Annotated in this window: 15 protein-coding genes; 9 read left to right on the plus strand and 6 right to left on the minus strand. The window is 34.0% G+C overall.

Annotated elements, in window-relative coordinates; translation table 11 throughout:
• Positions 1-4 precede the first annotated feature (4 nt).
• A complete protein-coding gene (locus tag EZ449_RS23375; protein WP_317130421.1) occupies positions 5-142 on the minus strand; it encodes a DUF6728 family protein in 138 nt (45 codons plus the stop codon).
• 98 nt (positions 143-240) lie between these two features.
• Positions 241-1587 (minus strand): OmpA family protein, encoded by a 1347-nt coding sequence (locus EZ449_RS01495; protein WP_131556180.1) that lies wholly within the window; start codon positions 1585-1587, stop codon positions 241-243.
• Positions 1588-1759: 172 nt separating this feature from the next.
• On the opposite strand from EZ449_RS01495, the gene EZ449_RS01500 reads away from it, so the two are divergent.
• Complete coding sequence (locus EZ449_RS01500; RefSeq protein WP_131556181.1) at positions 1760-3049, plus strand: aminopeptidase P family protein; 1290 nt, start codon at positions 1760-1762, stop codon at positions 3047-3049.
• Between the two features lie 58 nt (positions 3050-3107).
• Here the strand turns inward: EZ449_RS01500 and meaB are convergent, their stop codons facing one another.
• Positions 3108-4028 (minus strand): methylmalonyl Co-A mutase-associated GTPase MeaB, encoded by a 921-nt coding sequence (gene meaB, locus EZ449_RS01505; RefSeq protein WP_225872194.1) that lies wholly within the window; start codon positions 4026-4028, stop codon positions 3108-3110.
• Positions 4029-4093: 65 nt separating this feature from the next.
• Here meaB and EZ449_RS01510 point away from each other — a divergent pair, with 65 nt between their 5' ends.
• The 5 genes from EZ449_RS01510 to EZ449_RS01530 all read left to right on the plus strand — a co-directional run bounded on the left by EZ449_RS01510 (position 4094) and on the right by EZ449_RS01530 (position 9688).
• Positions 4094-4972, plus strand: a complete 879-nt coding sequence (locus EZ449_RS01510; RefSeq protein ID WP_131556182.1) for a glycosyltransferase family protein — start codon at positions 4094-4096, stop codon at positions 4970-4972.
• Entirely contained in the window at positions 4973-5959 is a 987-nt protein-coding gene (locus tag EZ449_RS01515; RefSeq protein WP_131556183.1) for a glycosyltransferase family 2 protein, read from the plus strand.
• A 130-nt stretch (positions 5960-6089) separates the two neighbouring features.
• Positions 6090-7925 (plus strand): ABC transporter ATP-binding protein, encoded by a 1836-nt coding sequence (locus EZ449_RS01520; protein ID WP_131556184.1) that lies wholly within the window; start codon positions 6090-6092, stop codon positions 7923-7925.
• Positions 7926-7928: 3 nt separating this feature from the next.
• Complete coding sequence (locus EZ449_RS01525) at positions 7929-8759, plus strand: hypothetical protein (RefSeq protein WP_131556185.1); 831 nt, start codon at positions 7929-7931, stop codon at positions 8757-8759.
• Positions 8756-9688 carry a glycosyltransferase gene (locus tag EZ449_RS01530; protein WP_131556186.1) on the plus strand — a complete coding sequence of 311 codons (933 nt, stop codon included), beginning with the start codon at positions 8756-8758 and terminating at the stop codon, positions 9686-9688. The genes EZ449_RS01525 and EZ449_RS01530 overlap by 4 nt, the downstream gene beginning before the upstream one ends.
• Positions 9689-9723: 35 nt before the next feature.
• On the opposite strand, the gene EZ449_RS01535 is transcribed toward EZ449_RS01530, so the two are convergent.
• The gene (locus EZ449_RS01535) at positions 9724-10743 is read right to left on the minus strand and encodes a glycosyltransferase family 4 protein (RefSeq protein ID WP_165499667.1); all 1020 of its coding nucleotides are present in this window, start codon (positions 10741-10743) and stop codon (positions 9724-9726) included.
• A gap of 276 nt (positions 10744-11019) precedes the next feature.
• On the opposite strand from EZ449_RS01535, the gene EZ449_RS01540 reads away from it, so the two are divergent.
• Positions 11020-11877: an alpha-1,2-fucosyltransferase gene (locus tag EZ449_RS01540; RefSeq protein ID WP_131556188.1), complete on the plus strand. Its 858-nt coding sequence runs from the start codon at positions 11020-11022 to the stop codon at positions 11875-11877.
• Complete coding sequence (locus EZ449_RS01545; RefSeq protein WP_131556189.1) at positions 11877-12881, plus strand: glycosyltransferase family 2 protein; 1005 nt, start codon at positions 11877-11879, stop codon at positions 12879-12881. Before EZ449_RS01540 ends, EZ449_RS01545 begins: the two co-directional genes overlap by 1 nt.
• On the opposite strand, the gene EZ449_RS01550 is transcribed toward EZ449_RS01545, so the two are convergent.
• The gene (locus EZ449_RS01550; RefSeq protein WP_131556190.1) at positions 12878-13969 is read right to left on the minus strand and encodes an acyltransferase family protein; all 1092 of its coding nucleotides are present in this window, start codon (positions 13967-13969) and stop codon (positions 12878-12880) included. The two genes, EZ449_RS01545 and EZ449_RS01550, sit on opposite strands and share 4 nt — an antisense overlap.
• 184 nt (positions 13970-14153) lie before the next feature.
• Here EZ449_RS01550 and EZ449_RS01555 point away from each other — a divergent pair, with 184 nt between their 5' ends.
• Positions 14154-14897, plus strand: coding sequence for a DUF268 domain-containing protein (locus tag EZ449_RS01555; RefSeq protein ID WP_131556191.1), 744 nt, complete (start codon positions 14154-14156; stop codon positions 14895-14897).
• 79 nt (positions 14898-14976) lie between these two features.
• Here the strand turns inward: EZ449_RS01555 and EZ449_RS01560 are convergent, their stop codons facing one another.
• Positions 14977-16209 (minus strand): ATP-binding protein, encoded by a 1233-nt coding sequence (locus EZ449_RS01560; protein ID WP_131556192.1) that lies wholly within the window; start codon positions 16207-16209, stop codon positions 14977-14979.
• Between the last annotated feature and the right edge of the window lie 23 nt (positions 16210-16232).

The raw sequence follows: 16232 nt of genomic DNA on the forward strand, positions 1-16232 counted from the left end.
GGATTTATTTAGCAAGCCATTGAACTAGCTTATAGATGATGCCTGCAAGAAAAATGATTATGGCCAATGCATTAACGAAATGCATAATCTTAATATTGATGTTAGTTGGCCGATTCGGATCTTTTTTTCTGAAGAAGTACATATACAAACTTAGCTAAAAAGCATAACACCAGAAATTAAAAGGCATAAAAAAAGTCCCGATTTGCATCGGGACTTTCTTTTAAACTTTATATTGAAATACTAGTTTCTAGCAGTTTCAACACGACGGTTTTGGATACGACCTTCTTCAGTATCGTTAGAAGCGATTGGATTAGCTTCACCATTACCTTTAGTAGCAACTTGACTAGCGTTAACACCAGAGTTTACTAAGTAAGTTTTAACAGAGTTTGCTCTGTCTTTAGATAATTTCAAGTTATATGCAGCAGTACCTTCGCTTGAAGCGTAACCGTTTACAGTTACTTTACCACCGTTTTCACGTAACACTGAAGATAATTTATCTAAAGTTGGATAAGACTCAGTTTTTAAAACTGAAGAGTTGAAATCAAAAGCGATTTTTTCGAAACCAGTTACACCATCAGTAGTTGTAGTAGTTGTAGTAGCTACTGGAAGTGGGCAACCTGAACCATCAACAGCAGTACCTGCAGGAGTTCCTGGGCATTTATCGAATTGATCAGCAACACCGTCACCATCAGTATCTTTTTTCAAATCTTCAACAGATTTTTCAACAGCACCAACGCGAACTTTTAAAGCTTCAACTTCTTGACGTAAAGTTGGATCTTTTAACTCATCGTACATAGTAGCTAATGGGTTAGTCCATTCTAAACTTGGTTTAGCAGAAGAACCTAAAGAGAATTCTAATCCAGCATAACCGTAAGAGAATTTATCTTTTGATTGACCTTTAGCATAAACTCCGTCTAAGTTATCAGCATCAACAAAGTTTACAGTGTAACCTAAGTTAAAGTTAACACGCTCAGAAACTTTGAATTTAACACCAGCACCAACTGGAATGTAAAAACCTTTTACGTAATCAGCAGGCTCATCATTTCTGTCATCAGCAGGGCCTAAAGCTTTACCTTTCCAATCAATAACAGTTCCGTTAGTCATTGTTACTTTTGGAGCATAAGCCATGTAACCAGCACCAGCAGTTAAGAAGAAACCTACAGAGTTCTCACGACGTAAGAAATCGATTGAACCTAAGTTTACAACACCACGTAAATCTACAGCATATTGTAATTCTGTTTCAAATTCTCTAACTGTAGAAGTAATTCCTTCGTTAGTACCTGAAAGTTTACCACGAGTTCCGTTTAATTCTAAACCGAATGAGTGACCTAATTGTTTACGGATGTTTAAGCCATAACCTAAGTTAGCATCCCATTTGTTAAAGTCGTTAGTACCACCGATAGCAGCAACTGGCATTAAAACACCACCGTGAACACCGATTGACCAAGTTCTGTACTGTCCTCTTCCACCAAATACCTTGGCTGAAGAAGTAGTTGCAGGTGCATCTTGAGCGACAGCAAGAGACACTGCTCCTGTTAATGCCACTAAAGAAAGCGCAACACTTTTCTTTAAAGTAGAATAATTCATAATCTTTTTTTCTTTTTTAAGGGTTAAACAATTTAATTGATTAATTTTTTGTAATTGCAAAATTAAACAAAATTTTAAATTTTCAAACTTTTATACAAACTCCGTTCCAAACTTCTCAATAAATAATCATTTTCATACATTTGGCCAATACCTTTTTAAATTTACAATAATCATGAAATATACTACTATTGATCAATCATTATTCATATTAAATAGAAAAAATTTCGTTAATCAACTAAAAAACAACTCATTAGCCATATTCAACGCTAGTGATGAATTCCCTAGAAGTGGCGATCAAAACTTTATCTTTAAGCAAAATCCAGATTTATTTTATTTATCAGGAATTGATCAAGAACAGACAATATTGCTGATTTATCCCGATTGTCCTAATCCTTTGTACAGAGAAGTCCTGTTTTTAAGACAGACAAATGATTACATTAAGGTTTGGGAAGGATATAAATACACAAAAGAACAGGCAAGGGTTGCATCTGGCATACAGGCCATATATTGGATCGAAGATTTCGATAATATCCTGCATAGCATCATTCACTACGCTGATCGTATTTATTTAAATACAAATGAGAATGATAGATATGCACATTCTGTACCTTATAATGATATTCGTTTCATAGAAAAAATGAAATCTAAATATCCCTTACATCATTTCGAGCGCTCTGCACCAATTATGAGGGGCTTAAGGGCCGTAAAATCTGAGGTAGAAATCGAACTAACGAAAAATGCCTGCGCCATTACCCGTGATGCTTTTATTAGAGTATTGAAATTTACCAAGCCTGGGGTGATGGAATACGAAATTGAGGCAGAAATTATTCACGAATTTATTCGCAAAGGGGCAACAGGACATGCATATACCCCTATCATTGCTTCTGGTCACAATGCTAATATTCTTCATTATAACGATAATAACCAAGAATGTAAGGATGGTGATGTAATCCTTTTCGATTTTGGTGCTGAATACGCAAATTACAATGCCGATATGAGCCGTTCTATTCCTGTAAATGGAAAATTTACGCCAAGGCAAAAGGAGGTTTATAATGCGGTTCATCATGTAATGAAAGAATCGATAAAATTAATTGGGGTGGGAACAGTGTGGAATACCTACCACGAACAAGTGGGAGAACTGATGACTGAACAACTCATTAAGCTCGGATTAATTTCAACAGACGACGTTAAAAATCAAAATCCAGCCTGGCCAGCCTATAAAAAATACTTTATGCATGGCAATTCTCACCACTTAGGTATAGATGTACATGATTTTGCAGGGCGATATACACCATTTGCAGCCGGAAACATCCTAACAGTTGAACCCGGAATTTATATTCCTGAAGAAAAACTGGGCATACGTTTGGAAAACAACATCTTAATTACTGAAAAAGGGAATGTTGATTTAATGGCTGATATTCCTTTAGATGCCGAGGAGATTGAAGATATAATGAATGGCTAGTTCAGTTAATAGTTTTTAATTGGCAGTTTTCAGTTAACCAATTTCGACAATTAACCTACTAAATAAACTCATCCGCAAAGCGATAAATATTAAAATGATCTTCTTCTAAGGCTGCCTGAATTTCTTCTCGCAGCCTTTTTTTATCAATATGTTGCATTTTTTGTTGCTGGATAATTCGCCAGGCTTTTTCGGCAAACAAAAATGCTTTCTTTTCATGGTTGGCATCACTAGGCTTAACAATCCATTTACACAATTCATCAATACCTGTTCCTTTATCTGCAACAGTTTTTAAAATGGGAATTGTTTTTACCCCTTGATGAATGATCTTTTTTAGGTTGTTGGCAAAGGTATCGGCACCATCTCGATCTGCTTTATTAACAACAAAGCAATCGGCAATTTCCATCAAACCTGATTTAATGTTTTGAATTTCATCGCCAGATTCTGGCACCAACACCACAATAGTTTTATCTGCCAAGCCAGCAATTTCCACTTCCGATTGTCCAACACCAACCGTTTCTACCAAAATAAGATCGAAGTTTGAGGCTTTTAACACATCCACCATTTCAATGGTTTTGGCCGAAATTCCGCCTAGGGCACCTCGAGTGGCTAATGATCTAATAAATACATTTGGGTTGTTAAATTGGTTTGACATTCTAATACGATCGCCCAGCAAAGAGCCGAAATTAAATGGCGAAGTGGGGTCGATAGCTAAAACCGCAATACGCTTTTCTGTTGAAACAAAATGATTGGTAATGGCATTTACCAAGGTGCTTTTCCCTGCTCCCGGTGGACCAGTAATTCCCACAACGGGAATATTATTCTTGCTATCTAGATCCCTCAAAATCAGATTTGCTGGTGCAATATCGTTCTCCACAAGGGTTAATGTCCTTGCTAAAACCTTATAATTCCCCAGCTTTACTTCGTTTAAAATGGATGGATGCGTATTCATCAATAAAACTATCTTTGTGCAAATAAACATATTTATTTTTAATCGTTATTGCGAGGCATGGAATGTAGCGAGCCAAAGCAATCTATCACGCCAAAATGAAAGTTACCGGTTTTACCTTTTTAAGAAATGCAATTGCAAATGATTATCCTGCCAAGGAAGCCATACTTTCTGTTTTGCCCTTGTGCGATGATTTTATAGTTGCTTTGGGTAACTCTAGCGATGAAACTTCGGAAATGGTTAAAAGTATCGATTCTCAAAAAATCAGAACCATTGATACCGTTTGGGATGAAAGCATAAGAGAAGGCGGTCGTGTTTTTGCCGACGAAACCAATAAAGCCTTGGCAGAAATAGCTGCAGACACCGATTGGATGATTTACATTCAAGGCGATGAAGCCATTCACGAAGATTTTCTTCCATTGATTAAAAAGGAAATGGAATTGGAGCTGAACAATAAAAACGTGGAAGCTTTGCTTTTAAAATACAAACACTTTTATGCTTCTTACGATTACCTGGCAGAATCTCGCCGTTGGTATCGAAGAGAGGTTCGCATCATTAAAAATCTTCCTGGTGTTCGTTCTTATCGCGATGCCCAAGGATTTAGGATTAATGATCGAAAGCTGAAAGTAAAATTAATTGATGCTTACATTTACCACTACGGTTGGGTAAAACCACCAAAAGGTTTGCAGGGAAAGGTTAGAAACTTCAATCAATTTTATCAAACTGAAGAATGGATTGAGGAAAAATATCCCGTTCAGGAAAGTTTCGATATGCACAACGCAGATCGTTTGGTACACTTTAAAGGAACTCATCCAAAGGTGATGCAGGAGAGAATTGCTGCAGCAAACTGGAAATTCGAAAGAGACCTCACTAAGGAAACATCCAAAATGAATTTCAGAAGAAAGTTATTACAAAAAATTGAGGATTTGACTGGCCTGCGATTATTTGAGTATAGAAATTATAAAATTGTAAAGTAGATGCAGAAAAGCGTTTCCATCATTATACCCAATTATAATGGCAAGCATCTGCTAGAAAAATATTTGCCCTCGGTTTTTACTGCTGCAGAAAATGCAAAAATAGAATTTGAAATCATTGTGATTGATGATGGCTCGAAAGATGATAGCATTGATTTCATAAGATCGGGCTATCCAAACATTAAACTTCTTATTAACGATAAAAACAGAGGCTTTTCTTATACCTGTAATCATGGCATCCGCAAAGCGAAATATGAGCTCATACTTTTGTTAAACTCTGATGTTAAGTTAACACCCGACTATTTCGAGCATCAATGGAAGTACTTTGATAAAGCGGATACATTTGGCGTAATGGCTCGTATTATGAGTTTTGATGAAGAAAGAATTGAAGATGCGGCTCGCCTATTATATTATGGCGGATGCAGAATAAAGGCTAATAAATTTTATTTCAGTGAAAACCCAACAGATGAAAATGTTTACACCGCCTATCTTTCTGGCGCCAATGCATTGGTAGATACAAAGAAGCTAAAAGAACTTGGAGGCTTCGATGAAATTTATTCTCCATTTTCTTCTGAAGATTTTGATTTGAGCTTAAGGGCTTGGCAATTGGGCTGGAAATGTTATTACGAACATCAATCTTTTTGCTTTCATCACGTTAGTGGAAGTACAAAAACGCAAATCAAATCTAACTTTATCAAAAAAATATATTACCGCAACCGTTACATTTTGCAAGGCATTCATCTCCAAGGATGGAGAAAAATACTTTATCCTTTACAGCAGATTTTTACCGAACTTATCCCTAAAATGCTTACAGGTAAAACCTGGGTGTGGCAAAGCTATCACGATTATTTGGAACATCAAGATCGTATTAATGCTAGCATTGAGAGACTTAACGAGTTAAAGCAGAAATACAATTCAACACTAAATATTTCCGATGTAATGGAGCTGATCAATCAATCTATCACCACAAAGAAAATTAAACGATTGTAATTTTAAATCACTCAACTTTCGAAAACTGAAGAGGTTTGTTTGAAAACCGTACATTTGCCAAGTTTTAATTAGATTTTTTTGGAGCTGCCTTAAGGCATTCGTCCATCACACATATTCCATTTTCCGTAAAATGAAGACTTATTTTCGTTTATTATCCTTTGCCAAACCGATAGAAAAGTTTGCTATACCTTATGTTATCGCAACTTTGCTATCTATTCTGTTTGGAACATTGAATCTTGCGCTGTTATCTCCACTATTCGAAACCTTACTTAACAGCAGTAACAAAGGCCCTAAAGTAGAATCACTAACAGATAAAGCAGTTTCATCTTTTAACATTCTAGGTCAGTTTCGCCAATATGTTAATGAATCAATTGCATCCATTGGCCCTGAAAAAACCCTGGGTTACGTTTGTATTGTGATCATCATCTCCGTATTGCTATCAAACCTTTTCAAGTATTTTTCACAAAGATATATGGAAGATTTGCGTGTTCATACCTTATTAAACTTGCGTAAAACGGTTTTTAACAATGTAATGAACTTACATGTCGGCTTTTTTAATAATGAAAGAAAGGGCGATATCATATCGAAAGTAGCATCTGATGTACAAGTGGTACAATTTACCGTAACCAACACTTTGCAAGTTGTTTTTAAAGAGCCGGTAACGCTTATTGTTTATATCATATTATTATTCAACATATCTGCGAAACTAACTTTTTTCTCATTGATGGTTATTCCGATTTCGGCTTTTATCATCAGTAAAATCGTGAAACGGTTAAAGCAACAAGCTAAAGAATCTCATGAATCGTTTGCGAAAATGATTGGATTTTTAGACGAATCTTTAAGTGGAATAAAAATTATTAAGGCTTTTAATGCTTCAGAGCGGGTTAAAAATAAATTTGATCAAGAGAATATTTATTATTCAAATTTAACGCGTAAAATTACCAGGCGGCAACAACTTGGGTCCCCAGTTTCTGAATTTTTAGGCGTAATGATGGTTGCCGCTATTGTTTGGTACGGTGGCTCTTTAATCATTAATAAAGAAAGTAATGCCTTGGCTGCTGCCGATTTTATCGCTTACATTGCAATTTTCTCACAGGTAATGCGCCCAGCAAAAGCCTTAACAGATTCTTTCAGTGGCATTCATTCTGGAATTGCGGCGGGTGAACGTGTTTTAGATCTAATTGATACCAAACCGCTATTGGTTAATGCGCCCGATTCTAAAGTGTTGAACGGCTTTGAAAGCGCTATTAAATTTGAAAATGTTTCTTTCAGTTATGGAGAAAAGCAGATCTTAAATTCGATCAGTTTTGATATAGAAAAAGGGAAAACGGTAGCACTTGTAGGTCCATCTGGTGGTGGAAAAAGTACATTGATGGATCTAATTCCGCGTTTCCATGACCCGAAATCTGGAACAATCCGAATTGATGGAAATGATTACAAAAACTTAACTGTTGAAAGTATTCGGTCGCAAATGGGAACCGTTAACCAAGAATCTTTTCTATTTAACGATACCATATTTAATAACATTGCCTTTGCCAAACCAGAGGCAACAATGGAAGAAGTTGTTGCCGCCGCCAAAATTGCAAACGCTCACGATTTTATTGGAAACACTGAAAATGGCTATCAATCTTTTGTTGGCGATAGGGGAAATAAACTTTCTGGCGGACAAAAACAACGTGTATGCATTGCCAGGGCTGTATTGGCCAATCCACCTATCATGCTTTTAGATGAAGCAACATCAGCTTTAGATACAGAATCAGAAAAATTGGTGCAGGATGCCTTGAATAACTTGATGAAAAATCGAACATCAATTGTTATCGCTCACCGTTTAAGCACCATTCAGCATGCAGATAAAATTATTGTAATTGATAAAGGAAATGTGGTTGAAACGGGTAGTCATAGCGAATTAATGGGCCAAAATGGTTTGTATAAGCGTTTAATTGATATGCAAGCATTTACAGATTAAGTTATGATTGACGCTTTAAACTTGGCAAAACCAATCACCTTACCAGTTTACGAATTTGAATATTCAATTTGTACGCTCGTTACACGTAAAGCAGAATACGAGGAAATGCTGAACTCATTTCTTGCTAAAGGTTTTGATGATAAAAGTTGCGAATATTTATTTATCGATAATTCAGAAAAATGCACTTTCGAAGCTTTTGCTGGTTTAAACCAGTTTCTTCAACAAGCAAAAGGGAAATACATTATTCTTTGCCATCAGGATATTATTATTCATGATCATGATAGAGAGCACTTAGATGCTAAAATTGCAGAGATTGAGCGGAACGATCCAAACTGGGCTATTTTAGCCAATGCTGGTGGCATTAACTTTAAGTGGATTGCTACAAATTTAACGCAAGGATCGGGCAATAGGATTAAAGAGAAGCGTTTGCCGCTGAGAACTAAAACTGTTGATGAAAATTTAATGATTGTGAAAAACGGCGCTAATCTTGCTTTATCTCACGATCTATCTGGATTTCACCTATACGGTCCTGATTTATGTTTAATTGCTGATATTCTAGGTTACAATTCATACATCATCGATTTCAATATCATCCATAAAAGTGATGGTAATCCTGATGCGTCTTTCAAAAAACTCAGAAAAGAATATATACATAAATACGAACGTGCATTAAGAAGTCGGTTTATGACTACAACCATTACCCGTTATTATTTATCTGGCAACTGGTTTACGGCTTGGTTTTACAACCTGCAACCCATCAAATTTTTTGTGAGGCAGTATTACAAAATCTTTCTTCATAAAAAGAGGTATGTTTTAAAGGATAAGGATCAATGAAAAATACAAATCATCCATTGGTTTCTATTGCCCTTTGTACATACAACGGTCAAACTTATTTAAAGCAGCAGCTAGATAGTCTGGTAAATCAAACCTATCAGAATATCGAAATCATTATCGTTGATGACCAATCATCTGATTTAACCGCAGAATTATGTAAGTCTTACCAAACAGATAATATTCAATTTTATATAAATGAAACCAATTTAGGCTACACCAAAAATTTCGAAAAAGCGATCACGTTATGCAATGGCGATTATATTTGTCTTTGTGATCAAGATGATATTTGGGAGATGAACAAAATTGAAATCTTGGTAAATGAAATCGGCAACTGCGTTTTAATCTACCACGATTCTAATTTTATCAATGAGGTTGGACAAAAGATCGGAGCTGAAAGCATGTCGACGCGATACAACATGTACGAAGGAAAAAGCGCTTTGCCTTTTATTTTATCAAATTGTATTTCTGGCCATGCGGCGATGTTCTCTAAAGCGCTAATTCCTTATTTACTGCCGCTTGATAAACGGTTCTACCACGATTGGTGGCTCGCTTATATTGCCTTTAATATTGGTGAAGTTAAATTTCTCCATCAAATTTTGGTTCACTACAGGCAGCATGAAAATAGTATAACCGATAATCTCAACATTAAAGTTAAAAAAACCGAAAATGAGCCTGCCAACAGGATTGCTATTGATATAAATTGGGTAGAAAAATGCAGCACTTTTATTGCAAACAGAGAACCAAACCTCATTAAAAAAGCTTATTACCTATTTAACAACATTCAAAGTGGAAATAGCAGAACACAGCTCTTTTTATTCTTAGTCAAATATTATGATCTTATTTTCTACATCATCAGTAACAAAAAAAGCTTTACCAGCAAGATAAATTACGCCCGTAAGATAGCATTTTCGAAAAAACCACCCTTCTAAAATAAGAAGCGGACCTAAACATCAAGGTGTCTATTTTATTCCGCTTTTGTATTTATCTTAATCTCTTCTAAAATGGATTCCAAAACAGGAATCTGTCTTTCAACTTGATATTTAGCAGCCTCTTCCTTAATACGAGCTACATTAAATTTTTCGGGCTGATTCTTGACAACATTCATCGCACTAGCCAAGCCATTAAAATTTCCAGGTTCTACAATAATACCCGTATCGTTCTTAACAAATTCTTTAATCCCACCAGAATTAAAACCAACAATAGGCTTTCCGAGCGAAGCTGCTTCGAGCATAACAAGCGGGAAAGAATCCTCTCTGGACAATGAAAGAAATGCATCTCCACTATTTAAGTAATTATAATATTCTGTCTCTAATGCTCCAGTAAATATCACTCTTCCTGGAAATTGAGTTTCGACTGTTTTTTTAACATAATAATAAGTTCCTCTTTCCTCTGCTCCCCCTACCCAAAGAATTTTCACATCATCATCAAGCAGTTCGAGTAATGGTATTAAAAAATCTATTCCCTTAATCAAAGTTGTCGATCCGGAAATAGCCCAAACAAAGTCACTCTTTTTAAACCCCAAACCTGCTTTAACTTCTTCGGCCGTTTTTGTAAAGAATATTTTTTCGCCATCTACAAACCCATATAGCAATTTAACATTCGCACCACCCATATCTTTAATTTTCTGACATACAATTTCCGAACACCCAATAAAACTATCAGAATGAAGCATTATTTGTTCTAAGTTATCGTAGGTAATCAAATTATAAGCCATTGGAAGTTCATGAAAGTGCGTTACGATTTTAACGCCTAACTTCGCCGCCATCTTGAAATATATAGGATTAACAATTGTATTGAAGTACCAAAAATCTGCATTTGTTTTCTGCTGTAATCTTTGTAATTGATATTCGAGTGGATTAATATTAGCGATTTTCAGCATCGCTCTAAATATTTTAGTCTTCTTATCTTTCCTCTTTTTATATATGGTTGTATGTTTTACATGGCTGGGTAAACTATCAATTAAAGCACCCTTTTCATTATACAATAGGTAAGATTCAAATTTGCTTTTATCTAAATTCGAAAGCGAATACCATAATAGCATTTCAGCTCCTGTTCTACCTAAATTTTGGGTAACGAAAATTATCCTTGTCATAATATTATTTAACGTGATGTATGAATACAACGTTTCCGCAAATTAAAGAAATAATTAAACCTTTATTCTAAATAAATTAAGTGGCTATTAGTACTGTTGTTGATATCTTTGGCTTTCTGTTAATTTAAGGCTTAAAAGTATATTTAACTTTATTGAATATTTTTCTGAATGAAAATTGTAAAAATACTTGGTGGACTAGGTAATCAAATGTTTCAATATGCATTTTATTTATCCATGTCTAATAAATTTAAAAATGTAAAAGTAGATGTAAATAGTTTTGAAAATTATGGCCTACATAATGGTTTTGAGCTTGAGAAGATCTTCGATTTAAAAGTAAATAAAGCATCGATGTTGTTAGTTAAAATTTTCGATCCATCTTACAATAAATGGAAATACAGGAAATTGAGACGCATTTTTGGTGCTAAAAATGCTATGTTGGATGAACAAAATGAATTTGTTTTTGATCAAGAAATCCTCAATAACAGTAAAAACTTCATGTACCGTGGCTATTGGCAAAATGAAAATTATTTTATTGGCATTAGTGATAAAATAAAGACTGCATTTACATTTAAAAAGCCCTTAAAGGATGAAAATTTAAGTATAAGCGAGGTTATAAAAAACACAAATAGTGTAAGTTTACATGTGCGGAGAGGAGACTATGTAGGGCATAGTTTATTGGGTGGAATATGCGACTTAGACTATTATAAGAAAGCGGTAAATTTGGTAGAAGAAACCACAGCAAACCCTACATTTTTCGTTTTTTCTAATGATATTGAATGGTGTAAAAGCCATTTGAAAATTAATAATGCGCATTACATCTCTTGGAATAAAAATGAAGAAAGTTATATAGATATGCAACTCATGAGTATTTGCAAGCACAATATTATAGCCAATAGTAGCTTTAGTTGGTGGGGAGCTTGGCTTAATAAGAATCCTAATAAAATCGTTATTGCACCAAAGTCATGGACTAACGACTCAAATTATGATGATCGTGAGGTATGCCCTAAAAATTGGATTAAAATATAATGGAGCCTAAAATAACAGTTTTTATGGCTGCTTATAATGCAGCTCCATTTATTGAAGAATCGATAACGAGTATTCTAAATCAAACATTTAGAGATTTTGAATTCATAATTGTAGATGATGGCTCTACTGATGAGACAGCATCTATTATTGAGGGCTTTAATGATAGCCGAATCCTACTTGTAAAAAATGAAACAAACAAAGGCTTACAGTTTACAAGAAACAGACTTTTAAACCTAGCAAGAGGAATGTATATTGCAATCTTAGATGCTGATGATGTTGCTCTTCCCGAAAGGTTAGAAAAACAATATAATTTTCTATCAACGCAACCACAAATTGCATTATGTGGAGGCCATGCCGAGATTATTGATGAGCATGGAGTTATTCAGCAAAGAAAGATAATTGTACCCACAAATCAACATGTAAATATGTATATGTTATTTTGTAATCCTTTTATTAACTCAAGTTCGATGTTTAGAACTGAAGTTTTTATCGAGCTTAATGGCTATCACGATTATGTAATTTCTGAAGATTTCGACCTATTCATAAGGTTTTCAGAGAAATATGAAGTAGCCAATATTGATGAGTTTTTGGTAAAATATAGGATTCATGGGAATAATATCACTTTAAAAAAATCGGATAGCCAGATTGAATGTGAGCTGAAAATTTTGGGGAACATGCAAAAAGCATTAGGAATGTCAGCTGATGCAAATTTGCTAAATATTCATTTAGAGCTATTTACCTCGAACATAAAATTAAAACATCACTTTGATTACTTCAAGCTTCTAAAAACCATTAAGTTAGCTAACGATGAATCACATCGATTTAACGTTGAACAATTCCATAAATTCATATTTCAAAAATGTATTGAATTAATCAAACTTCAAAAGGCAAACAAAAAAGCATTAAGTTGGTACTTCGATTCAAATTTATTTAGGTGGACATACTTTAACTTTAAGCAGTTTAGAAAAATTTCCAAAATAAGTCTTCGTGGAATTTTTAGTTAGTTACCTACCATCCACTTTGCTTTGGTTTTGCTAAGCAACCTTGTTAAATAGAAACTAATAATATAGACGACTAAAAACCTAAAGAGTAATATACCCGTGTTCTCCCATACATTAAATTCGAGCACTTTTAATTTTAGTGGTTGAAAAATTAATGGAAGAAACCTTTCGATTAGAATTACATGAATTAAATAGATTCCAAATGTAGTTTCCCTAGGATGTAGATTTCTGCGAATCCAACTTAAATTCCCAATCTTTAATAATAAAGCGAATACGACAAGCGAATAAATAATATTGCTAAAACGTAATGTATTATATGCGTCGCTAATCCCAATCTTATTTAAATGGTTTGATTCTGCAACAGCAAACACAAATGATGCTAACACCAAAATTATTAAAATAGCCCATTTAGTTGATTTTATAATGTGCATAACCTGATCGTAAAAACGATTAAAATAAACACCCAACCACAAGTAAAATACAAAGCCAAATAGAGCTGTAGTGTGTGTGGTTTCAAGCCATCCATTATATAAGTTTACACTATAGAATAATGAAAGCAAAGCTAGTATCAATCCAAACCATAGGTTGTACAATTGCTTCTTAAAAATCAATAAAATAGTAATACAAATTAGGAAGTTGAGTATAAACCAATATGGACTTAAGAGTAGTATTTGCTTAGCAATTGTATAGAGATACAAAGGAAAATTCGATGTCATTAATCCACCATCACTGCCTTTCATAAAAGCAACATATCTATCTAAAGTCATTAAGAGCATTAAAACAATAATCCAAAATAGCCAAGGTTTAATGGTTTTCTTAAATCTATTTTTTAAATACTCTAATGGTGTATATTCCTGAAATTTATGGTTAATTAAAAAGCCACCTATAAGGAAAAATGCTATTGTACTAAACTTAAACAATTGAATAATACAGGTTTCGACAGTTAATTCTAATTGAGTTGAATACCGATTAGTTGGAACTATTCCACAGTGTTCAATCACAATTCCAATCATTGAAATACATCGAATGGCATCAACAAAATCAAAGTTTTTTTTTTGAGCCGATTTTGTTTCTTTCGAATCTATGTCCATTAAAATTTAGGTAAATAAGATTGCGAATATCTGTAAAAAAGTAAAGCCAGTAAATAGAATAATCTTATTTAACATTAAAATAGCCATAAATGTTACATATTACCCTTGCTAATGCTGTTTAACAAATAATCATTATCATAAATAAAATTGAAATCAATTATATTCGCACAAATCAAAAGTCAATATGCTTAACAAATTAAAAAAATTATTTCCCAGGAAAGATGGAAATCTAATTAAATTTAACGCTGATTTTGAGCAATTAAATAACCTTGAAAAGCTTACACATAAACGCTTTACACTCGATGAAAAAAATCTCTATCCATGTTTAAATGATAATACTGAAGAAACTGGTTTTGACAGACATTATGTTTATCATCCGGCTTGGGCAATAAGAATTTTACTTCAGAATAAGCCAAAAAAACATGTAGATATTTCATCTACTTTGCATTTTTGTGCTGCACTATCAGCTTTTTTACCTGTTGATTTTTATGATTATCGGCCAGCCAAAATTGAGTTAAGTAATTTAAAATCCTTAGCCGGAGATTTGATGCAATTACCTTTCGAATCAAATTCTGTAACCTCTTTATCTTGCATGCATACTATTGAACATGTAGGATTAGGAAGATATGGAGATCCTTTAGATTATGACGGTGATTTAAAAGCAATCAACGAATTGAAAAGGGTTCTTGCACCAGACGGAACCTTACTGTTTGTTGTGCCACTCGGCGCAATCGACACAATATGCTTTAATGCACATCGGATATATTCCAAAAAACAAGTGTTATCACTATTTTCTGATTTGGTGTTAAAAGAATTTTCGCTCATCCCTGAAAACGAGATGGATGGCGGATTGATAATTGATCCGAGTGATGAGTTATTATCTAAGCAATTTTACGGATGCGGGTGTTTTTGGTTTACAAAGAAATAAGGTCACTTAAAAAGCTTTGACAACTTTTAGGCTAGATGCATATTAAAGTTGTCAAAACTAATTTGGAATTATAGCGAGTTTAGAACCTGATAGCCTCTATGTTATCACTTTTACTAATTTCCTTACTGATACAGCTTAATGTAAATGTGGGATAAGCCTCTAAGAACTTTTTGTATTTACTTGGCTTATACTGAACATCGTTGTATTTAACTTCATAAGCTTTCCCAATATTCAATCTTTCCTCTACAATAAAATCTACTTCATTACCATCGGCTGTACGCCAAAAATGCAATTTATCTCCACCATGCAAATTCTGCAAGCGATTGTAAATGTAATTTTCTAGCAATTCTCCTTTATCTGCTCGTTCATTAATCTTACTAAAATTATTCAGTAAACAGTTGCGTAAACCATTATCCAAGAAAAAGACTTTCGGCATTTTAGTCAATTCTTTTCTAATGTTTCCATAAAATGGTGAGATCAGTTTTATGATAAAGCTTTTCTGCATTAAGTAAATATAATTTTCTACAGTGGAACTTGCCATTTTAAGCGTGTTACCAAGTTCATGGTGGTTGACCAAATTGCCTGTTTGGTCTGCTAGTAACCTTACCAATTGAAAAAATTTCAGTTCCTCCTTAATTCCAGCTTCTAGTGCATCCTTTTTCATATAACTATTCACGAGCTCCTTAAGCATGTCTTGCTTTTCTTCTTCAGTATCTGCTAAAACAACGGCAGGATAACCGCCATAGACTAAATATTCATCAAATAAGCCATTTATTTGAATATTTTGTAATCCTTGATAAGCAGCTCTTTTGATCATTTCTTCCAACTCTGGTATTAAATTGTCTTTCCCCTTGAAGTGTAGAAATTCATCAAACGCCAATGGAAAAAACTCGAATACTTTTTTCCTACCCGCTAAGCTATCCTTAAAACTTTTATCAATATAGAAAGCACTGCTTCCTGTTGCGATAATTTTTAATTTCGGAGAATACTTATCGTATAATAACTTTAAAAAATTACTAGGATCTTTAGCGTATTGAACTTCATCAATAATGAGATATAGCCTCTTATTTTCTGGAACATCGTTTGGTAAAAGCGTATAATTAAATATATTTTCAGCATGATTATTTATGGCATCTAAAATAACCGGATCCTCAAAAGTTAGAAAATAAACGTATTCATTATTTTGCTTTAAATATTCTGCTAATTGTTTAACAACTGTAGTTTTCCCAATCTGCCTTGGCCCTATAACAATTGTATGCTGAGGCTTATTCAAGTGATCTTTTAAAGATTGTAATGCTGCTGATCTTTCCATATATAAATTACTATGTACAAATA

This window comes from Pedobacter frigidisoli (assembly GCF_004331675.1).
In the GTDB taxonomy this organism is placed as follows: Bacteria; Bacteroidota; Bacteroidia; order Sphingobacteriales; family Sphingobacteriaceae; genus Pedobacter; species Pedobacter frigidisoli.